The sequence below is a fragment of the Wolbachia endosymbiont of Culex quinquefasciatus Pel genome, assembly GCF_000073005.1.
Lineage (GTDB): Bacteria > Pseudomonadota > Alphaproteobacteria > Rickettsiales > Anaplasmataceae > Wolbachia.
In genome coordinates, this window is sequence record NC_010981.1 from 1,273,093 (window position 1) to 1,291,977 (window position 18,885).

21 protein-coding genes, 1 pseudogene and 1 riboswitch are annotated in these 18,885 nt (G+C 34.3%); of the genes and pseudogenes, 17 read left to right on the forward strand and 5 right to left on the reverse strand.

The features are described from left to right. Positions 1-51: 51 nt before the first annotated feature. Positions 52-992, reverse strand: a pseudogene (locus WP_RS07990) (IS5 family transposase). Between the two features lie 137 nt (positions 993-1,129). Here WP_RS07990 and WP_RS07825 point away from each other — a divergent pair. The 6 genes from WP_RS07825 to WP_RS06030 all read left to right on the forward strand — a co-directional run bounded on the left by WP_RS07825 (position 1,130) and on the right by WP_RS06030 (position 7,893). Further along, entirely contained in the window at positions 1,130-1,261 is a 132-nt protein-coding gene (locus WP_RS07825; protein WP_007302564.1) for a hypothetical protein, read from the forward strand. A gap of 65 nt (positions 1,262-1,326) precedes the next feature. Continuing rightward, positions 1,327-3,981 carry a pyruvate, phosphate dikinase gene (gene ppdK, locus WP_RS06015; RefSeq protein ID WP_007302565.1) on the forward strand — a complete coding sequence of 885 codons (2,655 nt, stop codon included), beginning with the start codon at positions 1,327-1,329 and terminating at the stop codon, positions 3,979-3,981. A 188-nt stretch (positions 3,982-4,169) separates the two neighbouring features. Further along, positions 4,170-5,402 (forward strand): hypothetical protein, encoded by a 1,233-nt coding sequence (locus WP_RS06020; protein ID WP_007302566.1) that lies wholly within the window; start codon positions 4,170-4,172, stop codon positions 5,400-5,402. 7 nt (positions 5,403-5,409) lie between these two features. Continuing rightward, the gene (locus WP_RS07830; protein ID WP_007302567.1) at positions 5,410-5,541 is read left to right on the forward strand and encodes a hypothetical protein; all 132 of its coding nucleotides are present in this window, start codon (positions 5,410-5,412) and stop codon (positions 5,539-5,541) included. A 209-nt stretch (positions 5,542-5,750) separates the two neighbouring features. Then, positions 5,751-6,833, forward strand: coding sequence for an efflux RND transporter periplasmic adaptor subunit (locus tag WP_RS06025; RefSeq protein ID WP_012482010.1), 1,083 nt, complete (start codon positions 5,751-5,753; stop codon positions 6,831-6,833). 148 nt (positions 6,834-6,981) lie between these two features. Next, positions 6,982-7,893, forward strand: coding sequence for a hypothetical protein (locus WP_RS06030; RefSeq protein ID WP_231834404.1), 912 nt, complete (start codon positions 6,982-6,984; stop codon positions 7,891-7,893). 57 nt (positions 7,894-7,950) lie between these two features. Here the strand turns inward: WP_RS06030 and grxD are convergent, their stop codons facing one another. Together grxD and WP_RS06040 are read right to left on the reverse strand one after the other, a co-directional pair. Beyond that, a complete protein-coding gene (gene grxD, locus WP_RS06035; RefSeq protein ID WP_007302570.1) occupies positions 7,951-8,268 on the reverse strand; it encodes a Grx4 family monothiol glutaredoxin in 318 nt (105 codons plus the stop codon). A 16-nt stretch (positions 8,269-8,284) separates the two neighbouring features. Continuing rightward, on the reverse strand, positions 8,285-8,503 hold the full coding sequence (locus WP_RS06040; protein WP_007302571.1) for a BolA/IbaG family iron-sulfur metabolism protein: 219 nt from the start codon (positions 8,501-8,503) through the stop codon (positions 8,285-8,287). A gap of 119 nt (positions 8,504-8,622) precedes the next feature. On the opposite strand from WP_RS06040, the gene WP_RS06045 reads away from it, so the two are divergent. Beyond that, a complete protein-coding gene (locus WP_RS06045; RefSeq protein WP_007302572.1) occupies positions 8,623-9,273 on the forward strand; it encodes a P44/Msp2 family outer membrane protein in 651 nt (216 codons plus the stop codon). A gap of 148 nt (positions 9,274-9,421) precedes the next feature. Here WP_RS06045 and WP_RS06050 read toward each other — a convergent pair whose 3' ends face one another. Further along, positions 9,422-10,369, reverse strand: a complete 948-nt coding sequence (locus WP_RS06050; RefSeq protein ID WP_007302573.1) for an IS110-like element ISWpi12 family transposase — start codon at positions 10,367-10,369, stop codon at positions 9,422-9,424. Positions 10,370-10,576: 207 nt separating this feature from the next. Between WP_RS06050 and WP_RS06055 the strand changes: the two genes are divergently transcribed. Continuing rightward, positions 10,577-10,915, forward strand: coding sequence for a P44/Msp2 family outer membrane protein (locus WP_RS06055; protein WP_255324076.1), 339 nt, complete (start codon positions 10,577-10,579; stop codon positions 10,913-10,915). 10 nt (positions 10,916-10,925) lie between these two features. Here WP_RS06055 and WP_RS06060 read toward each other — a convergent pair whose 3' ends face one another. Further along, positions 10,926-12,248: a malic enzyme-like NAD(P)-binding protein gene (locus WP_RS06060; protein WP_007302575.1), complete on the reverse strand. Its 1,323-nt coding sequence runs from the start codon at positions 12,246-12,248 to the stop codon at positions 10,926-10,928. 121 nt (positions 12,249-12,369) lie between these two features. Between WP_RS06060 and pgsA the strand changes: the two genes are divergently transcribed. From pgsA to WP_RS06095, 9 genes are all read left to right on the forward strand, one after another. Further along, on the forward strand, positions 12,370-12,912 hold the full coding sequence (gene pgsA / locus WP_RS06065) for a CDP-diacylglycerol--glycerol-3-phosphate 3-phosphatidyltransferase (protein ID WP_006012406.1): 543 nt from the start codon (positions 12,370-12,372) through the stop codon (positions 12,910-12,912). A 99-nt stretch (positions 12,913-13,011) separates the two neighbouring features. Beyond that, positions 13,012-13,200, forward strand: a complete 189-nt coding sequence (locus WP_RS07750; RefSeq protein WP_231834405.1) for a hypothetical protein — start codon at positions 13,012-13,014, stop codon at positions 13,198-13,200. 22 nt (positions 13,201-13,222) lie between these two features. Further along, on the forward strand, positions 13,223-13,969 hold the full coding sequence (locus WP_RS06070) for a hypothetical protein (protein WP_231834406.1): 747 nt from the start codon (positions 13,223-13,225) through the stop codon (positions 13,967-13,969). A gap of 67 nt (positions 13,970-14,036) precedes the next feature. Further along, on the forward strand, positions 14,037-14,723 hold the full coding sequence (bamD, locus tag WP_RS06075) for an outer membrane protein assembly factor BamD (protein ID WP_007302577.1): 687 nt from the start codon (positions 14,037-14,039) through the stop codon (positions 14,721-14,723). 7 nt (positions 14,724-14,730) lie between these two features. Then, positions 14,731-15,471, forward strand: coding sequence for a YebC/PmpR family DNA-binding transcriptional regulator (locus tag WP_RS06080; RefSeq protein ID WP_007302578.1), 741 nt, complete (start codon positions 14,731-14,733; stop codon positions 15,469-15,471). Further along, a complete protein-coding gene (locus WP_RS06085) occupies positions 15,468-16,508 on the forward strand; it encodes a M23 family metallopeptidase (protein WP_012482011.1) in 1,041 nt (346 codons plus the stop codon). Before WP_RS06080 ends, WP_RS06085 begins: the two co-directional genes overlap by 4 nt. Continuing rightward, positions 16,492-17,361: an SPFH domain-containing protein gene (locus WP_RS06090; protein ID WP_007302580.1), complete on the forward strand. Its 870-nt coding sequence runs from the start codon at positions 16,492-16,494 to the stop codon at positions 17,359-17,361. The genes WP_RS06085 and WP_RS06090 overlap by 17 nt, the downstream gene beginning before the upstream one ends. A 76-nt stretch (positions 17,362-17,437) precedes the next feature. Next, a riboswitch (TPP riboswitch) is annotated at positions 17,438-17,541 on the forward strand. Next, positions 17,530-17,814: a SemiSWEET family sugar transporter gene (locus WP_RS07240; protein ID WP_010404806.1), complete on the forward strand. Its 285-nt coding sequence runs from the start codon at positions 17,530-17,532 to the stop codon at positions 17,812-17,814. It overlaps the preceding riboswitch by 12 nt. Continuing rightward, positions 17,786-18,466, forward strand: coding sequence for a thiamine diphosphokinase (locus tag WP_RS06095; protein WP_019078558.1), 681 nt, complete (start codon positions 17,786-17,788; stop codon positions 18,464-18,466). The genes WP_RS07240 and WP_RS06095 overlap by 29 nt, the downstream gene beginning before the upstream one ends. Positions 18,467-18,885 lie beyond the last annotated feature (419 nt).

Below are 18,885 nucleotides of genomic sequence, written 5' to 3' on the forward strand. Positions count from 1 at the left end.
GGGATGGCTTTGTTGCACAGCTCTTCGGATAGTGGGTAATGTATAATAAATTCATGAAGCTATATCAAACTTAGCCATGCCTATTTCAGTAAATTTGTTAAGCAAATAACACTTGAGTAGCAGTTCCTTCTCACGATTAATCTCAGATTTATTCCTAAAACTAAATCCAAATATTTGCTTCAGTCGCGAGAAAAAACTTTCTATATAAGATCTCTTCCAATAATTTATCTCTTTTTTCCACCTCTTCATACCATCTTCATCATATGACTTTATGAGCTTGATTGTAGAATTTCTCTCATTCATATAATCCAACTTTGGATGCTCTACTGCATTATTTTGCGGAGGAATCCTTGTCTTTATGTCAAGCTCATCGCACAGTTTGTATAACTTCTTTCGATCTATCTGCATATATCGTGCTTATGTTATACTTGGTATCCACTCTTTCAATAAGATCACAGGCTCCATAGTGGTCGGAATAAACTCCACTACTGTATTTTGCAGCTATAACTTTTTTACTACCTATCTCTAGCATTACATCTTGTTTGCTCATAGCGGCGATACTTTCTATCTGTACCATTTGCCTTACTATGGCTTGGAATATTATTGTAGATGCTGATACCTGTACTATCTATAGCAATTTCAATATCTTCCATATCGTTCTTATCAACTCTGCAGTCGTTGATTTTGATATTAAGCTTTTTAAACCTTCTTGAAGCCTGCGAATAGCTGATAATTTGCAAAATTTTCCCTATTTGCTCAAGATATTTCTCTATAAATCCCACTGTTTGCCTAAGACCAATCCTGAATAGATAGGTTATTATGTGAATTAGAATCACTACTTTGTCGCTGTAGACATTGTTGCCACCTGCTACTTTTGGACTATTTTCGTACCAATTTTCAATGGCATCGTTGATATAATGAAAAACATTTCCCCTTTCTTGAAGAAATTTGTTATATTCATTGCAGTTACTGACTTTCATTCTTATTGGCATATTTTTCCTTTGTCGGCTAAATATCTATTTTATAACAAATTCCATCAGTAACTGCCTGTTCTTTCCTTGAGTGGTGCAACAAAGCCTGCTGGAATCCAGAAGTCTTTACTATAAATAAGCATATTGAGCACAAAATTATGCTAAAACACAACGTTTTTGTTGAGATTATGGACGAACTGGATTCCAGCGTCATGCGCTGGAATGACATCATAGAGGTCATTGAGATGACAGAAAAGAGTACTGGAATGAAAGGAAAAGAGGCTATTTAATTGTGCTGAATTTTACAAAATTTATTACTCCTGCCTGACAAATTTATTAGAATAGTATGTATAGTATGTTTATTAGTGAAAATCCGAAAAAAATGCAAGAAAAGTTAATATATTACTTTAGCCAAAGCAACTGTGAAGGTAATGCAGCAATGAGAAATCTACTAGGAGGGAAGGGAGCAAATCTGGCAGAGATGTGTAACATTGGCATTCCTGTTCCACCTGGTTTTACAATTTCCACTGCTGTTTGTCAGGCCTATTGTCAAGATAATGAATTGTCTTGTGATCTACGTAACGAGATAAAAAACTACATGGCGATGCTCGAAAGTGACATCGGTTGTAAATTCGGGGATTCAAATAATCCTTTATTAGTTTCCATACGCTCTGGTAGTGTGAATTCAATGCCGGGCATGCTCGATACAGTCCTAAATGTTGGCCTAAATGATGCAACCGTTGTTGGGCTTGCAAAAAAAAGTGGCGAACGTTTTGCCTATGATAGCTACTGTCGTTTCATCATGATGTACTCGAGTGTTGTACTACAGCTTGACCATCACTTATTTCAAGACATTGTTGATAGTGAACAGCAAAAAAGTGGAGCAAAAAGCTTAGCTGATCTTAATGTTGATGTTTTAAAGAAAATTGTTAATGATTTTAAAGAGATAGTATGTGAAAAAACTGGAAAGCATTTCCCGCAGAACGTTGAAGAGCAATTGTTAAACTCGGTTAATGCAGTATTTGCCTCTTGGAAAAACGATAGGGCTGTTTCCTATAGAAGAATACATAATATTCCTGAAAACCTTGGAACTGCAGTTAATGTACAAGCAATGGTTTTTGGTAATCTGAATGATAATTCAGCAACTGGTGTGATATTTACAAGGAATCCTTCAACTGGAGAAAAAAAGCTTTTTGGTGAGTTTTTAGTTAATGCTCAGGGTGAGGATGTGGTTTCTGGTGTTTATACTCCTATGCCAATTGACGGGGAGCAAGAAAGTACCATGGAGAAGTTGCTACCAAGTGTCTACCGAGAATTATGCGCGGTATGTGAAAAACTTGAAAGGCATAATAAGGACATGCAGGATATCGAATTTACTGTACAGGACGGTAAGTTATGGATTTTGCAGACCAGGTCTGGCAAGCGCACAGCCGAAGCTGCTATTCGCATAATAGTTGATATGGTAGAAGAAGGAGCGATTACAAAAGAGGAAGGAATATTGAGAATTGATCCAAAAACTTTTGACAATTTATTGCATCCAGTTCTTGATGTTAAAATCGATCAAGAAGTAATAGGCAAAGGACTGCCAGCTTCTCCAGGTGTTGCTTCTGGATATGTAGTATTCAGTGCAAGTGATGCTGAAAAAGCTGCAGAGCAGGGTAAAAAAGTAATTTTGGTAAGATCAGAGACGAGCCCTGAAGATATTAATGGAATGAATGCTGCAAGTGGAATAGTAACAGCGCGAGGAGGTATGACCTCGCATGCCGCTGTTGTAACTCGTGGAATGGGTAAACCATGCATTTGTAGTCTAAATGGACTTTATATTGATAAAGATGAAAAATTTCTTTCTATGGGGGATATAAAAGTAAATAAAGGTGAATCAATCACCATCAATGGAGGAACAGGAGAGGTTATGCTTGGTATTCTTCCTACAATTTTGCCTGAATTATCTCAAGAATTCAAAACGATAATTAACTGGGTAGATGAAATCAAAACAGTGAAGGTGAGAGCGAATGCTGATACTCCAAAAGATGCAAAAATTGCAAAAGAATTCGGTTCAGAAGGTATAGGATTATGTCGCACAGAACATATGTTTTTTGCTAGTGATAGAATCGAATTCATTCAAAAGTTGATAATAGCTGATGATGAAAATGAAAGGACAAATGCATTAAATAAACTCGAAGAAATGCAAAAGTCTGATTTCAAAGAAATATTTTCTATTATGGAGGGCAGGGAGGTTACTATACGTTTACTTGATCCACCTCTACATGAGTTTTTGCCCCACAATCAATCTATTATAGAGAAAATTGCCAAATCACTGAATAAGTCAGTTGAATCAGTAAAAAATAAAATAGCACAGTTATCAGAAAAAAATCCAATGCTTGGCCATCGAGGTTGTAGACTTGCTATTTCTCATCCTGAAATATATGGCATGCAAATTAGGGCAATACTCAGTGCTGCAAGTGAATTAAGGAAAGAAAAGAAGATAGAAGTGAAACCTGAAATCATGATTCCTTTTATCATGAGTGAGAAAGAGTTTATTCTGATATGCGAGTTAATAAAGAAAGAAGCCGAAAATTTCGATGTGAACTATTCAATTGGAACGATGATAGAACTGCCAAGAGCAGCACTTATTGCTGACAAACTCGCAAAACACGCAGAATTTTTTAGTTTTGGCACTAATGATTTAACACAAACAACTATGGGACTTTCACGAGATGATTCAGTTAATTTCCTCGATTCTTATAAGGAAAGCAACATATTCAAAAACGATCCCTTTGAGGTGCTAGATGTCGAAGGGGTAGGGGAATTAATCAGAATAGCTATCGAAAGGGGCAAAAAAACCAGAAAAGAAATTAAACTTGGTATATGTGGAGAGCATGGAGCGAATCCACAGTCCATAGAGTTTTTCATCAAATCAGGGGTTGATTATGTGTCATGCTCGCCTTATAGAGTACTGGTTGCAAAATTAGTGGCAGCACAGCTTAGCATAAGTTTGTTGGGTAAATAGCGATAACTAACTGTGCGAACATAGATTCGGCTAACAAGTAGCGGAATGATGATTTTTCAAATTGTCGATAAATCTAAGTCAGTTTAGCTATTTTGCTGCTGCTTTTTCTTTTCTTAATATCTTAAGAAAGATTGACTTTTTGTCTAAAATAATAAATATAGGATAAAATAATAGTGAGTGAGGTAAAAATGTCAATATCAAAAGAACGTAAGGAATATTTACTAGAAAAGTTTAAATATGCTGCCAAAGAATTTGGCAAGTCTGGTACAAAGTCCAATCATCTAGCAGTACCAAAGGAACAGCAACTCTCTATTGATTTAGGTAATAGAAAAGTTTTTGGTATCATAAATAAGATTCTGTATTGGATAGAGAATAATTTTACTTATTTTTTTCCACGATATAATTTGTTTCCAGAAGTTGGAGTTGAAGGAAGAAAAATTCCTGGAACTAATACAAGGGTTAAGTATTTTAACTCTGATGAACAATTTGATCAAAGAAAATTTATTGGCGAGCAAGATGGGGAACTTAAGTTATACAACTTAGAGGGCAAATTATATGATACAACTGATAAAATTAGTAAGGGTAAAAAAGGTTGTGTAGCTTATGTTATCACGCTTGATGGAAAATTAGTAACTCATGAACATATTAATGTTAACAAAAGCGAATGGGCTTATCGTCATTCAACTCTTGCAGGCGGTAAGCCGATTTTATGTTCTGGTTTAATGAAAGTGGTAAATGGTAAAATAACTTATATAGACAATAATAGCGGGCATTATAAACCAGAATCAGCAAACTTATACAATGCAGTGAAAAAGTTAGAAGGTCTATTTTCGAAAGATGCGAAAGTTGTTTGCTTACCATATTGGATTAGCTTGAAAAAACAAATTCCGCTTATACGCAAAATTAATCTAGCCAAACGAGAGCCAGTAGAGGAATTCTTGAAAAGGATGGAGAAAAAAGGGAAAGATGGATTGACTCAATATAAAAGACATTTTGAAAAGATAAAGAAATTTAATGAGCAATATGAACAAAAATTCCTTCTTGCAAACTATAAGTCACCTACAAATGAACTGTCCTACAAACCAACTATACATAAAAAACACAGATTGAAATACTCTGAATATATTAACTTACACCTTAATTTTTTGAAAGAGTTTGATGAAAGTCCTGAAGTGCAAAAAATAGCAATAGAACATTCAATAAGAAGGGTTATTGGAGCAAATTATGGCCATAAGCCTACAGTTGCGCTTGCTAAGGCACAGGTAATAGATAAAGATGGAAAGCTGCAAGAAACGGACGAAATAGTAGGTATAAATGTTGCTTTTCACCATGAGAATGATCGTGATGGCTTTGCTAAACTTCTAGATTTTAAAAAGTATAGCTATATTTGCGAACCTCATTTGCAAGATAAAAAAAAATAGAGCAGATATGGAAAAATTAATGCCCAATAAACATGCAGTTTTTATGAGTACAGACCAGGCTAATAAATTTATAAAGGGCACTTTACAAATTAAAATTGATAGTGTTGAGCAATTGGGTGTTGGTTTAGTGATGGGCTAAAGCTCTGTTTAAATATATATTTAGTTTTGTTACAATATTCTTATTTTCATCATATAATATGATGGAAATTTTATGCACAACTTTTTTATTTGATTAAAAATTGCATTTTTGCAATAAAAACTTATTTATTGTAAGAAAACTTGCTCATATAAAACTATTTATAGAGTGACAATAGCTGTGTTATACTTACACTTCTGATTCGAAAATTTATGCAGTTATTTCTAACAAGATTGGTCAATAAATTTTACTGTTTAAGGATGAGAAACAAAGTAATCATCGTTTCCGGTATTGCTCTTATTCTACTGTTTTTTATCAACAGTACATTTTTAAAAAAAGATCAGGCGGTTCATAGTGATAATCCAATTAGTAGTTTTTCATTAAAAACTCAGGATTATACTCCACAAAATCGCACTGTATATTTAAATTTTTCTGGTACGGTAAATCCCTTGCATAGGTTCAGCCTTGTCTCAAGAACAAGTGGTCAAGTTATTGCTATTTATTTGTCTGATGGTGAAAAAGTAAAAAGAGGCGATGTAATTTTAAAGATAGAAGATTATGACAGAGTTGAGCAAGTTGAAAAAGCCAAAGCTTTATTAAATCAGCGTGAAATTGAGTATGATTCCTCTCGAAAATTGAATACAAAAGGGTATGGAGCACAGATAAGAGTGGAATCAGCTTTTACTGCATTGCAGAGTGCAAAAGCTGACCTAAAAAGGCTACAGTTGGATTTAGAAAATACTGCGATTAAATCCCCTATTGATGGTTATGTAGATAAGATCAACGTAAATGAAGGGGATTTTGTTAATCTTGGACATAAGATAACTGACATAGTTAATTTTGATCAGGTTCTTGTGGTGTTATATGTTTCAGAAAATGAAGTAAATAAAATAAAGCTAGGTAGCACAGCGCAAATTAATTTGCTAGACGGAAGGGAATTAGTAGGTGAAGTGAGTTTTATTAGTAAAATTGCTGAGCCTAAAACTGGATCTTATAGAGTGGAGGTAAAGGTAACTGATAATGAGATTATATCTTTGCAAGGACTGACTGCTAGTGTAAGCCTCCCTTCAGGTGAAAGATTTGCATATAAAATTCCTTCTTCGGCCTTAAGCTTAAATGACGATGGTATTCTTGGAATAAAGATTGTTGATGATAATAATTATGTAGTATTTACAGCAATAGAAATTGTTGATTATGAAGACGATGGAGTTTGGGTAGTCGCAAATAATGAAAGTAAGCCTATAAAGTTAATAACATTGGGTCATCTATTTGTTAAGCCTGGTTATAAGGTTTAGCTTGTATATACACTTTTAGTAAAAATCAGATAAAATTCCGTGTTAGCAATAATTATAAAAATACTTACTAATATACTTATCTAAGTATTGACAATTATTAACAAGAAAGCTAGTTGTATAAATGTTTTATAAAAAAAGAGTGTATTATATGCCACGTATTAGTGAAGAAAAGTATAAGCGTTATCGTGAGTTGAATAACCTTGACTTAAATAAAAAGTTAAAAGAAGCTATAAATGAGCTAGATTATAATAAGATAAGGAGTATTATTTTTGACAATGAATTGGAGTCAATTGACGATGAAATATATGGTGCATTATTTTTGAATAAATATCCTAGATTTCCCGAGTTTTTACTTATGCTAGGAGACAGTAGTTCAAGTGATGTAGTTAACTTTTTTATACAACATGTTCCAAGTAAATTTTTGTGTGGAGAAGGCCCTAGAAATAGTTTGGGTAATATTCCATGCATAGAATTTATCTTTAGTTACAGACAAGACGCAATACCTACTCTATTAGAGGCTGTTTCAAAATCAGACAGAGACGATACTATCGTATTTGGAAAAGGTTTAGTTTCTAGTGTAAAGAAGAGAATAGAAAACATTGAGAGTAATGGGAGTCCTTATTATAGAAATGAATCTTGTGCAGCATATTCTTGTTCTGATAATCCACAAGATTACTACGATGCAAAAGAGGCTATTGAAGAATATTGCACACAAAATGTTAATGGTGATTACGAAATCGTTCCAGACTATCTTTTTACTATAAAAGATCAACCTCGAGAGCTAAAGCGATTGTTTATAGATATTGCTGCTGCCATAAGAAGTGATAGCCTTGATAAAGTGCAAAGTGGTCTGAAAGCAATTGAAGCAAGTGTTCCTAAAGCTGATCTGCGCATTATTGATAAAATCAGTACGTCATTAAGTTCTCTAATAAAAAAGGCTAAACAAAATGTAAATATGGCACGCGCTATTAGTGATGTACAGGCAAATATTACTTGGCCTGGTACATTTCTTAAAGAGAATGTCTTATGTACAAATAGTGTACAAAAGTCAAAAAACTAAAGTTTTTAATCAGGCTAGGTGTGAGGCACGCCTATTTTTTTCTTGCTTATTTCCTTACTAAACAATCTGTTTTTCTTTCAATAAACTCTGTAATTCACCTTTTTCATACATCTCGCGGATTATGTCACAGCCACCAATAAACTCTCCCTTTATATATATTTGTGGAATTGTTGGCCAATCAGAAAAACTTTTTATGGACTGACGTATTTCATCATTCTCAAGTACGTTGATGCATTTAAACTTTACATTCAAATTTTTGAGAATTGATACGACGAGCCCAGAGAATCCGCATTGAGGAAAGTCAGAGGTGCCTTTCATATACAGCACTACATCGTTTTCTGCTATGTCTTTTTTTATTTGTTCAAAGTTGTTCATAAATATCACCTTAATTTTAAGCTCCAGTTTCTAGTTGCAATGCATGTATAGACTGACCTTCAAGAGCCTTATATACCATTCTATGTTGTTCTATTTTTGTCCTTCCAGAAAAACACTGGGAAGTTATTTTTAAATGGTAGTGATCATCATCTCCAGCAAGATCCTTAATCTTTATATCGGCACCAGGGAATGACTGTTTGATAATTTTCTCTAATTCATGAACTGCAACAACCATTGATTCACTTTAAATTACAATACTCTTATTCTAAATCTAAAACAACTGAGCGCAATAAAAAATTGCTACATAAAAAATAGAAGTATGTTAGCATAAAAGTGAAATTATGTGAGGTTTATATGGCGAATAAAAGATTTAAATTTACATACCTACTAACTTTGCTCACTTTTTCATTTAGGTGCTTATCTTATGATAGTGAAATAAATAATTTAAAGAATTTTTATATTCAAGCTAACTATTTTGGAGCATTTTTCAATGCAATAGGTTCTCTAAAAGGAAAAGAAGATGGAGGTGAAAATGTAACGGAAGGTGTTTTTAGCTTTAATGAGGAGGAGAGGATTGAGGCTGGATATAGTCCTAAATACGTTCCAGGACTTGCAGGTGGTGCTTCAATAGGATATGTATTCAAAAATATGAGAGTTGATCTTGAAGTTCTATATTCTCAGACTAACTTAGATGATGAAGATTACTCAGATAAAGGAAAAGCAAGATATATTGAACTTCGTCGTAATGATGATGTTTCTGTTGGAACAGAACGTAAATCACCTTGGAGAAGTGGAAAAGTTGATATTGAAATTCAAGAAAAGCCGCCTAATGTTCAAGTAAAGTTCAAAGCTGCATTTAAGATGAAAAATGAAGGTTTTAATAATTTGGCTGGAATGATCAATGTGTATAATGATTTTAACGTCGGAGAAATGCTCTGCATTCCATCAACTATGTTTTTTAAATTTTTTATTTGTATAATTTTGCAACTTTACCCAACCATATAGATAATAAAAACCCGTTTGTCATAGAAACAGAATTCTATATCAAACAGCTGCTGCAACAATTTCCGTTTAAGCTATTGTGAATAAGCACTTTAAGTTTGTGCGGACGTGCTTATTCACAATATTCATTTCAATTACTGCTATGTAAATTTTAAATATTCAAATTAATTGCTTCTTTAAGCCTTGCGTTAGCAATTACTATAATTTTACGCATTAGAGCTGTTATAGCTACCATCTTCTTCTTACCACTTTCAACAAGCTTAGAATAAAAGGCACCAAGTACAGATTTGGACTTTGCAGCAGCCATGGCAGATGTAAAAAGTTTTGCACGAACATTGCTTCTACCACCTGTTATTCTTCGGTATCCAATAGTTTTACCACTTTCTTTTGGATAAGGTGCAACCCCAGCAAGGCTTGCAACTTCTCTCCTGCTTAAGTAACCAAGCTCTGGCATTAAACAGAGAAAATCTTGAGATAACTTTGGACCTATTCCAGGAACTGTTTTTAGGATTTTTTGACGTTGTTGTAACTCACGGCTTTCATCAATAATTTTTTGTATAGTATTATTGAGTTCATCTATTTGAATATTAAAGAATTCGATAGTTTTTTGACAACTTTCTTTTATATGGTCATTTTCAGGTGCTGCCAGTCTACATTTTTCCTGAGCTCTCATTTGCGTAATGTCATCACGACGTTGACAAAGTGCAACCAAGGTTGATTGATTTTCAAAAGTGGGTACAAATAGAGAGATAGTGCTGTGGCGTTCAAATCCATATTGAGCAAGAGCTCTTGCATCTGATTTATCAGACTTTGCTAAAGTTCCGTGAGACAAGATAAAGCTTTTTACTTTACGGGTATTAGCTCGATGTGTGGCAATATTTTTGTCAACAAGAAAATGTAATAAACCAAGCTCATACTTTCCTGTATTTTCTAAAGTTACTAAAGAATTAGGTAGGATATCTGAAAACTTTTGAAACAATTGTTGCCAGCCAGAAGTATTATTGTCAAATCCTACAGTATTCTTCTGTTCGTGAACTGCAACAACATTTTTAAATTTCCCGATATCAATGCCAATAAAATTTTGATAAGATGTAATCATTATAACCTCGATAGTTTAATTAATTTAAGATTGTAAACGGGTGCATATACATGTCCCACACAACTATTCAAACGTATCGAGAGATGGGCTAGTGTACCTTGATGGACACGGTTGTAATACCAATATTCTGCCGGTCGCACACGCCCGTGATAACCCTATTCCTATAGTGAGTAGGGTTATCTTTCCCTCTTATTTCCTTTATATCATATTTTTGACTTACAATATTTTGGAGTTGGTGCAGGTGTAACTAAGGTTAAATTTTTAGGAAAAACCAGATATGCTTTGGCTTACCAAGCAAAGCTTGGTGTTAATTATCCACTTACAACAAACACTCAAGCGTTTGCTGGTTTACGCTATTTTGGTATTCTTGGTAACGAATTTAAAGGTATTCTGCCAGTAGCAAAGATACTAGCTGGCGAAAAATATATTCCTGCTGGTAAAAGCAATGAAGTTGATGAAACTGCACGTATGCAATCAACAACTACAACAATTACCAATAGGTTTGGCATATATGGCTTAGAGTTTGGATTGGTTTATCGCTTTTAAATTTATCCAATTACGTATGTGAAGACAATAAATTGAGCGTGCTGAGAGCCTTAGCGAGGCGAGATTTTAATTGACTTGCATACTCATTCCAGTCCTCTATTTCCTTTCTTGCCACACCTGAGGTAACGGCAGCTTTTGCAACAGCAGGAGATACCATAGAAATTAATCTTGGATCAAATGGAGTAGGTATTATATATTCACGTCCATAGCTCATTTTACGACCGCCATAGGCTGCAGATATCTCATTTGGCACTGGCTCACGGGCAAGCTTCGCTATTGCATCTGCAGCTGCAATTTTCATTTCTTCATTTATTGTCGTTGCATGTACATCAAGTGCTCCTCTGAATATATAAGGAAACCCCATTACGTTATTGACTTGGTTGTTATAGTCTGACCTACCAGTTGCAATTATTGCATCTGGCCTTACAGACTTTGCAAACTCAGGCCTTATTTCTGGATCAGGATTAGCAAGAGCAAAAATGATCGGGTCTTTACCCATGCTTTTTAACATCTCTTCGCTGAGCACATCCTTTGCAGAGAGTCCGATGAATACATCAGCGCCTTTTATGGCATCAAGTAGAGAACGTTCTTTAGTGTCAATTGCATATTTTTCCTTCCACTTATTCATGTCCTCTTTTCTGTCTTTGTGTATTACTCCTTGTTTGTCACATAGCACTATGTTCTTAGCGCCCATGGACTTTAGTATTTCCAAACACGCAATACCAGCTGCTCCAGAACCATTCATGATGATCTTGACATTCTCTAATTTCTTTTCAGCAATATCGAGGGCATTTTCTATACCAGCTGCAACAACTACTGCAGTGCCATGTTGATCATCGTGGAACACCGGAATATCCATCAACTCATTTAGACGTTTCTCTATTATAAAACAATCAGGAGATCTTATATCTTCTAGATTTATTCCCCCCCAACTTGGACCAAGATACCTTACTGCATTGATGAAATCTTCTATATCTTCTGTGTCAACTTCTATATCAATTGCATCAATGTCAGCAAAACGCTTAAATAAAACAGCTTTGCCTTCCATGACGGGTTTTGAAGCAAGAGGACCGATATTGCCAAGTCCCAGCACTGCGGTGCCATTTGAAATGACAGCCACATAATTGCTTTTTGCCGTGTAATCATAAACAGCTTTAGGATTTTTAGCTATTGCAAGGCATGGGGCTGCAACACCAGGGGAATAAGCAAGTGATAGGTCATGCTGTGTGGATAAGGGTTTTGTTGGTATAACTGATACCTTACCAGGTTTACCACTTTTATTATGGTACTTAAGTGCTTCTTGTTTTGTGGTGTTATCTAAATCATTATTCATGCTTTGAGCTTATTGTTAGTAATTTCCTAAGTATATGGGGTTTTTATGAATGTTCAACTATTAGCTTGTGAACTCTATTGTACTTCTGTATAAATTTATCTACTACGTAGGGTGATGTGACATGCTTAAGAAAAACGTGCCTAATTTGCTAACAATTTCTCGTGCGCTCGCAATACCGGCAATAATATCAAGCTTTTATATAGAGAGTAAGTATGCAAGTCTAATAACAATATTGATCTTTATGTTTGCGTGCATTACAGATTTTTTTGATGGTTATTTAGCGCGTGCATGGAAAGTCCAATCGAATTTTGGCAAATTATTTGATCCAATTGCCGACAAGTTAGTAGTAGCTTCAACAATAATCATGCTAGTTTATAAGCATAAGATAGATGATATTACAATTATACCGTCAGTTATAATTGTTTGTAGGGAGATATTAGTTTCAGGCTTGCGGGAGTTCTTGATAGCTACAAACGTTAGTTTACCTGTGAGTAAGGCTGGGAAAATTAAAACATTTTTGCAGATGGTTGCTATAGTAGCGTTAATAATGAGTGATTATGAAGCAACTAAATATATAGGTGTGGTTTGCTTATGGGCTGCGGCTGTTATGACTATGTGGTCAGGCTATAATTACGTTCTAGCTGGCATCAAACAGATTGACTAAATTGCTTAAGAGTATACAAAGAAAGTTAATAATTTCATAATATTGACTTAGTAATTAAAATCCTATATAATGTATTAGTTCATAAGTTGGTCTGTTCATATGACTAGTATTACAGGCACTAAGTTTTTTTTAAAAAGATCCAAAGGTAAAAAAGGTGCTAAAATGGAAGATTTTTTCTGGGATTTTTGGCCAACAGTTGATGAAGAAGTCAGAAAAGAAAGAGAGGAAGAAAAAAGCAAAAAGCTCGAACAAGAACTATTAACACTAAAAAAAAAGAGAGCTACATAGGAAATGTGTATCATTGGTAACAATGGTTCCATTTGCATTATTGATGGCAATTGAGCTCGAAAAAACATGTAGCGATCAGGTATTACTTGGCCTTATAAGCAGCTCATTAGGCCATACTATATTACCTTTCACAGTCTTATCCCTTATTTGCACGCTATATTTAATTTATAATAATAGAAAAATAGCACAAAAAGAACGAGAATTGGAGAATATTGAAAGTGGGAAAACAGTAGAAAAAGAAAAGAGAGACCTTCCTTGTACCGTTGATGATTACTTTAACTATGCTGATGCTGCTTTAGTTACATTAGTTATTGTGGCTAGCATAGTAGGTGAAGCATTGGAGCAAGGAATAATAGGAGACGTAGCTTTTTCAATTTCTAGTCTATTTTACTTTGTAGCGAGTGCTACTTTCTGCTATCGCGAGTACAAGAAAAGTAAAAAATATGAAGTAGAAAAAGAGCAAGACTTTGATGAGAAGTTTGAAAAAAAGACAAGCAATATGTCTTCAGCTAAGTTAATGCTCGCTGGTTCTTCTTTATTACTAATCAGGAAAATAATATTGATTTCTGGAGTAGCATTAGCATCATCTGCTGTTGGGCCTGCTTTAGGTCTGGTAGGTATTGCTCTTTTGATGGTAGGAAGTGGATTGATCACACATTCTTATAGTAGAAAGCTAGAGAACGTAGAAGTGAGTGGAAAGGGTGTTGCAATAGGTGGTGGTGCGAGCAATATAGGTAATGGTGGCCAAGAGACGCTTTTCGTTCGATGATAATGCCAAAAATTTGTTTATTTAGGTAATATTTAGTCTATACTTTATTTTGATCAAAAAAAATCTTATGTATAAGACTTTAATCATATGCTTTTTTCTTCTGACTTGCCCCTTCACGCAGTTATATGCGAATGATCTTGAACACACTGAAACTGAACTATATGAGGAGGCAGTTAAGCTTTATGATCAGAAAAAATATAAGCAAGCTATTAGAGCATTTCAAAAGATAGAGGATTTGTATCCTTTATCTTATTGGGCAATGAAAGCAAAATTATTATCTGGAGTTTCTTACTATAATATGGGTAACTACAGCAGTGCTGCAAGTGATATGGATGATTATATATACGTTTATCCAAATGGTGAAGATTTGCCATATGTATATTACTTAAGAGTATTATCTTATTACATGCAAATTAATAAAGTGCAGCTTGGGCAACAAATTGCATATAAAACTTTAGAGCTAGCTACTGAATATATTAATCTTTTTCCGAATAGCGAATATATAGAAGAGATCAAAGAAAAAGAAAAATTAATCACAGAACATATATCAAAAAAAGAGTATTCTATTGGTGAATTTTACCTAAAGCGTGGTGAATATTTAGCAGCAATTAAGCGTTTTCAAGATATGATAAGCAATAAAGATTCTAAATATTCTTCTAGAGTTATTAGTTATTTAATAACAGCTCACTTAGCTCTTGGCCTTGACTTAGAAGCTGAGCAGTATGAAAATATGTTAGTAGAAGGGGTGAATTAGTTTTCTTATGGCTGGTCATTCACAGTTTTCAAATATAAAACATCGAAAAGGTGCTCAGGATGCAAAGCGCTCGCAAAAATTTACGAAGCTCATTAGGGAAATAACAGTTGCTGCAAAACAAGGGCTAACTGATCCCGAGCTTAATCCACGTCTTCGCTCTGCTATCTTTTCTGCGCGAAAGGAAAATCTACCAAAAGATAAAATAGAAACAGCAATAAAAAATGCAGCTGGTAACGTTGCTGGAGAAAGTTATGAAGAAATACAATATGAAGGCTGCGGACCTTCTGGTGCTGCACTTATTGTCCATGCTCTGACAAATAATCGCAACCGAACTGCTTCTGAGATACGTTATATCTTTTCTCGCAAAGGCGGTAATTTGGGAGAAACAGGATGTGTGAGTTACCTTTTCGATCATGTAGGCTTAATTGTCTATAAAGCAGAGGGTATAAATTTTGAAGATTTATTTAACTATGGAATTGAATTAGAAGTATTGAATGTTGAGGAAAATAACAAGGAAGAATTATATGTTATAACTTGTGGAGTGAAAGATTTTGGTAGAGTGCGTGATGCTTTCTATACAAAATTTGGAGAACCAGAACTTGCTCGTCTTTCATGGCAACCAAAGGACCTGATTGAAGTTAGCGACAAAGAATTAATTGATAAATTATCTATATTAGTTGAAGAGCTAGAAGATAATGATGATGTGCAGTATGTTGAAGGTAATTTTATTTTTGCTGATAAACTATGAGGCTGGTAATATTTCTACTGCTTTGTATTTTACCAGCATATGCAACTGAAACATTTGCGCAGAAAGACTATTGTCATTCCAGTGCCCAGACACTGGAAATTGATTGTAAACAGCACGCTATACAACATTTTCGATTAAAAAACTGGTCAAGCACTGGAATGACACTAACCCACTCTCCAGTGTTATTCCAAGACGGGATCAGGAAAAAAAAATCTACAGAAAGTGATAGAAAGTTGTTATTCATATCCAGTGACATAAAATCCTCTTTTTTTGATGCAGAAGGTTTGGCGCCAGATACAATAATGAGATTAATCGGCATATATAAAGATTATGGTGTAGATTTTAAAAAAGACATTGTGCCAAAAGGTAAGTTGGAGGTTCTTTTTGAGAAATCGCTCGGTAATCAGAAGGCTGAAGAAAAAATTTTATATACTTCACTCACAACAAGCAATAAAGCTATAAGTTTATATTATTATGAGTCACAAAACAGCAAAGAAGAGTATTTTAATAAAGAGGGGGTAAGCTTGAAGAGTAGCGAAATTTTTGTAAGTCCTTTAAACGGAGATTTTCGTATATCCTCGAATTTTGGTAATAGAAAGCATCCCATTCATGGTAAAATTGCTTTTCATAAAGGAGTAGATTATGCAGCTAAACTTGGCACTCCTATACACGCCACTGCAGAAGGTGTAATAGAATATATAGGAAAGAATGGTGGCTATGGGAATTACATCAAAATAAAGCACAACAATAAATATTCAACTTGTTACGCACATATAAGCAAATTTAGTAGCGATGTAAAGTTAGGCTCTAAAGTAAAGCAGGGACAAATCATTGCTTATGTTGGCAGCACTGGTGTTGCAACAGGACCTCATTTACATTATGAAGTTATATATAATGGTAAACATATTGATCCGCTTACGATAGCTCATGGCAATGAGATAAAGTTGCCTGATTGTGAATTAAGAGAGTTTAAATTATTTGTAAGTAAGGTAGATGAAATAATCAGCAGAGAGGGTGCAAGTGAAAAAGCAATCTGATGAAAACAGTACAGATAAAAATACAATAAATGATAGAAATCTAAGTAAAATTCAGGCTTTTCCTGTACTAATAGCGCTAGGGTTAATTTTATTGGTACTTTTTGTGTATGACAGCACAATTGCACTTGGAGTTGCTGCTGTTTCAATTTTGACTTTTCTTCAGGCACTTTTCGTTAATGACCCTAATGAAGCAAGAGTGATAGAGTTTTTTGGTCATTATATTGGAACTTATTTTAAGTCTGGAATATGCGTAACGCTTCCATTTTCGAGTAAATATAGAGTTTCTTTGAAATTTCAGAATATCAATACAGAAAAAATTAAAGTTAATGATGCTAATGGAAGTCCGATAGAGATTTCAGTAGTAATTGTTTGGAGAGTGAGCAGTCCTGCGAAGGCATATTATAATGTTAATAATTATCATGATTTTGTTTTTGTGCAAAGTGACTCGGTAATTAGAGAACTGGCAAGTAATTATCCGTATGATAGCGAAAACGATGAAGAATCTTTGCGTAAAAACTCTGACAAAATTTCAAATGAATTGCGGTCAATGCTACAACAAAGATTGAATATTGCTGGAATTGAAATTGCAGAAGCAAGAATATCGCATTTGGCCTATTCATCTGAGATTGCACAAGCAATGCTGAGGCGTCAACAAGCGCATGCCATCACCTCTGCAAGAAAGCATATAGTGCAAAATGCAATAGGAATTATCGAAGAAGTAATAGCCCATTTTGAAAAAAATAAAAGCTTACAATTGGATGGAAAACAAAAGGTTCAATTGATAAACAATTTGCTAGTTGCTCTGATCTCTGAGCAGGATGCACAGCCGACTATTAGTTTGGATAATAATTAGCATAGAAGCCGATTGGGTTTCATGAATGCAAGTCACTGTTAATTTCTTGATTAATAGACTAAATGATGTTATAAATTACACGCATTAGGGGTGCTCTAAAAAAGCTGAGAGTACATAAAGTACAACCCTTTGAACCTGACTCTTGTTAAAACAAACGTAGGAAAATGTATGTATATAAATATTGAAGAATGCTTTGGCTTCATCGCGTTCATTACATCTCTCATTGGGTTATTGCCTCAAGTATATAGAGCATATATCACAAAACTTACTCGTGACATATCGATGCTAATGTTGGTGAATTATCTTATTTGTTCATCATCTTGGCTTATTTACGGTATTTGTCAGGGTTTAACTTTTGTGATACTCAGTAATATTGCTGGATTAGTGATCAGTATAATATCAATTGTTCAAAAATGTTACTACGATGCAAAAACTGCACGGAGCGTTTTATAACCATATGCTACATTGTAGCGTGGAGCAAGAATATCGCTCTATTGTAGTGCTAAATGGAGAAATACCTGATTCATCGTTTTTTAAACAAGATATACCTGTTATTGCTGTAGATGGAGGAGCAAACAAGCTTCTATCAATTGGCGTAAAACCTGATCTTGTAATAGGAGATTTGGATAGTATAAATCCGAATTTACGTGCTAACTTAAATACAGTATATCTACCTGATCAAGATTATTGCGACTTTTCTAAAGCAATGGCTCACTTAAAAACAGTAAAGTTATTGCCATCAATAGTAACGGGTATTATTGGAGGAGCAATTGATCATATACTACAAAATATTAACTTTTTTTTAAGTACAGATAGTATCTTTTATATGCCTTCGCCTCCCATGGTGGGGTACGCCTTACAAAAAGGTATTAGCTATTTTTCCTCTTTGCTAAAAAATACTAAAATATCCTTACTTGGTATACCGAAAGCTCAAATATCAACTAAAGGATTAAAATGGGAACTATGCCATAGTAACCTTGCTTTTCCAGGAAAGAATTCTTGCTTTAATCGAAGTTTAGGCAATGAGTTATCTATAGAAATACACAGCTGCGTGTGTTTAGCAATGATATATTTAGAAGCAGTAAATGATGATGGTGTGTATTGAGTTAAAACATTAAGAAAAAAAAGTAGAAAAACCGTGTTAACACTAATTCTAAAAACTACAGGCGCCTGTTGTTAGCTAAAGTAAAGGTCAAATATCTGGAATTCTGGACATAAAATCCTCCTGTATAAAAAAGATTCAGAATGTACACACAACAGATGTAGCTGAATTTTTATTGAAAAATTGGTTAAAAGGTCTGCAGACCAAGATAAATTTTGAGCTCTCTAAATATCTCTACCATCATTATAATGGCATCTTGAGTATGCGGAAGCAATTTTTTCATTAAAATAAAAAATTTTATTCTACAGCTTAAAAAGGAGTTTGCTAATTTTCACACTGAATCGGATTTCACTACTCAAACCTAGAAACTTTAATGTATCAAGGTATCTGTTCAGGGGAATGTTCAAGTCAGTGCTCCCTTT

Excerpts from the sequence above, each read along its gene's own strand:
- pgsA (WP_006012406.1), top strand. The coding sequence starts at position 12,370 with ATGCTTAAGAAAAACGTGCCTAATTTGCTAACAATTTCTCGTGCGCTC.
- WP_RS07750 (WP_231834405.1), top strand. The coding sequence starts at position 13,012 with ATGACTAGTATTACAGGCACTAAGTTTTTTTTAAAAAGATCCAAAGGT.
- WP_RS06030 (WP_231834404.1), top strand. The coding sequence starts at position 6,982 with ATGCCACGTATTAGTGAAGAAAAGTATAAGCGTTATCGTGAGTTGAAT.
- WP_RS07240 (WP_010404806.1), top strand. The coding sequence starts at position 17,530 with ATGTATATAAATATTGAAGAATGCTTTGGCTTCATCGCGTTCATTACA.
- WP_RS07825 (WP_007302564.1), top strand. The coding sequence starts at position 1,130 with ATGCTAAAACACAACGTTTTTGTTGAGATTATGGACGAACTGGATTCC.
- WP_RS06045 (WP_007302572.1), top strand. The coding sequence starts at position 8,623 with ATGGCGAATAAAAGATTTAAATTTACATACCTACTAACTTTGCTCACT.
- WP_RS06085 (WP_012482011.1), top strand. The coding sequence starts at position 15,468 with ATGAGGCTGGTAATATTTCTACTGCTTTGTATTTTACCAGCATATGCA.
- WP_RS06060 (WP_007302575.1), bottom strand. The coding sequence starts at position 12,248 with ATGAATAATGATTTAGATAACACCACAAAACAAGAAGCACTTAAGTAC.
- WP_RS06095 (WP_019078558.1), top strand. The coding sequence starts at position 17,786 with ATGCAAAAACTGCACGGAGCGTTTTATAACCATATGCTACATTGTAGC.
- WP_RS06050 (WP_007302573.1), bottom strand. The coding sequence starts at position 10,369 with ATGATTACATCTTATCAAAATTTTATTGGCATTGATATCGGGAAATTT.
- WP_RS06040 (WP_007302571.1), bottom strand. The coding sequence starts at position 8,503 with ATGGTTGTTGCAGTTCATGAATTAGAGAAAATTATCAAACAGTCATTC.
- WP_RS06025 (WP_012482010.1), top strand. The coding sequence starts at position 5,751 with ATGCAGTTATTTCTAACAAGATTGGTCAATAAATTTTACTGTTTAAGG.
- WP_RS07830 (WP_007302567.1), top strand. The coding sequence starts at position 5,410 with ATGGAAAAATTAATGCCCAATAAACATGCAGTTTTTATGAGTACAGAC.
- bamD (WP_007302577.1), top strand. The coding sequence starts at position 14,037 with ATGTATAAGACTTTAATCATATGCTTTTTTCTTCTGACTTGCCCCTTC.
- ppdK (WP_007302565.1), top strand. The coding sequence starts at position 1,327 with ATGTTTATTAGTGAAAATCCGAAAAAAATGCAAGAAAAGTTAATATAT.
- WP_RS06080 (WP_007302578.1), top strand. The coding sequence starts at position 14,731 with ATGGCTGGTCATTCACAGTTTTCAAATATAAAACATCGAAAAGGTGCT.
- WP_RS06070 (WP_231834406.1), top strand. The coding sequence starts at position 13,223 with ATGGTTCCATTTGCATTATTGATGGCAATTGAGCTCGAAAAAACATGT.
- grxD (WP_007302570.1), bottom strand. The coding sequence starts at position 8,268 with ATGAACAACTTTGAACAAATAAAAAAAGACATAGCAGAAAACGATGTA.
- WP_RS06020 (WP_007302566.1), top strand. The coding sequence starts at position 4,170 with ATGTCAATATCAAAAGAACGTAAGGAATATTTACTAGAAAAGTTTAAA.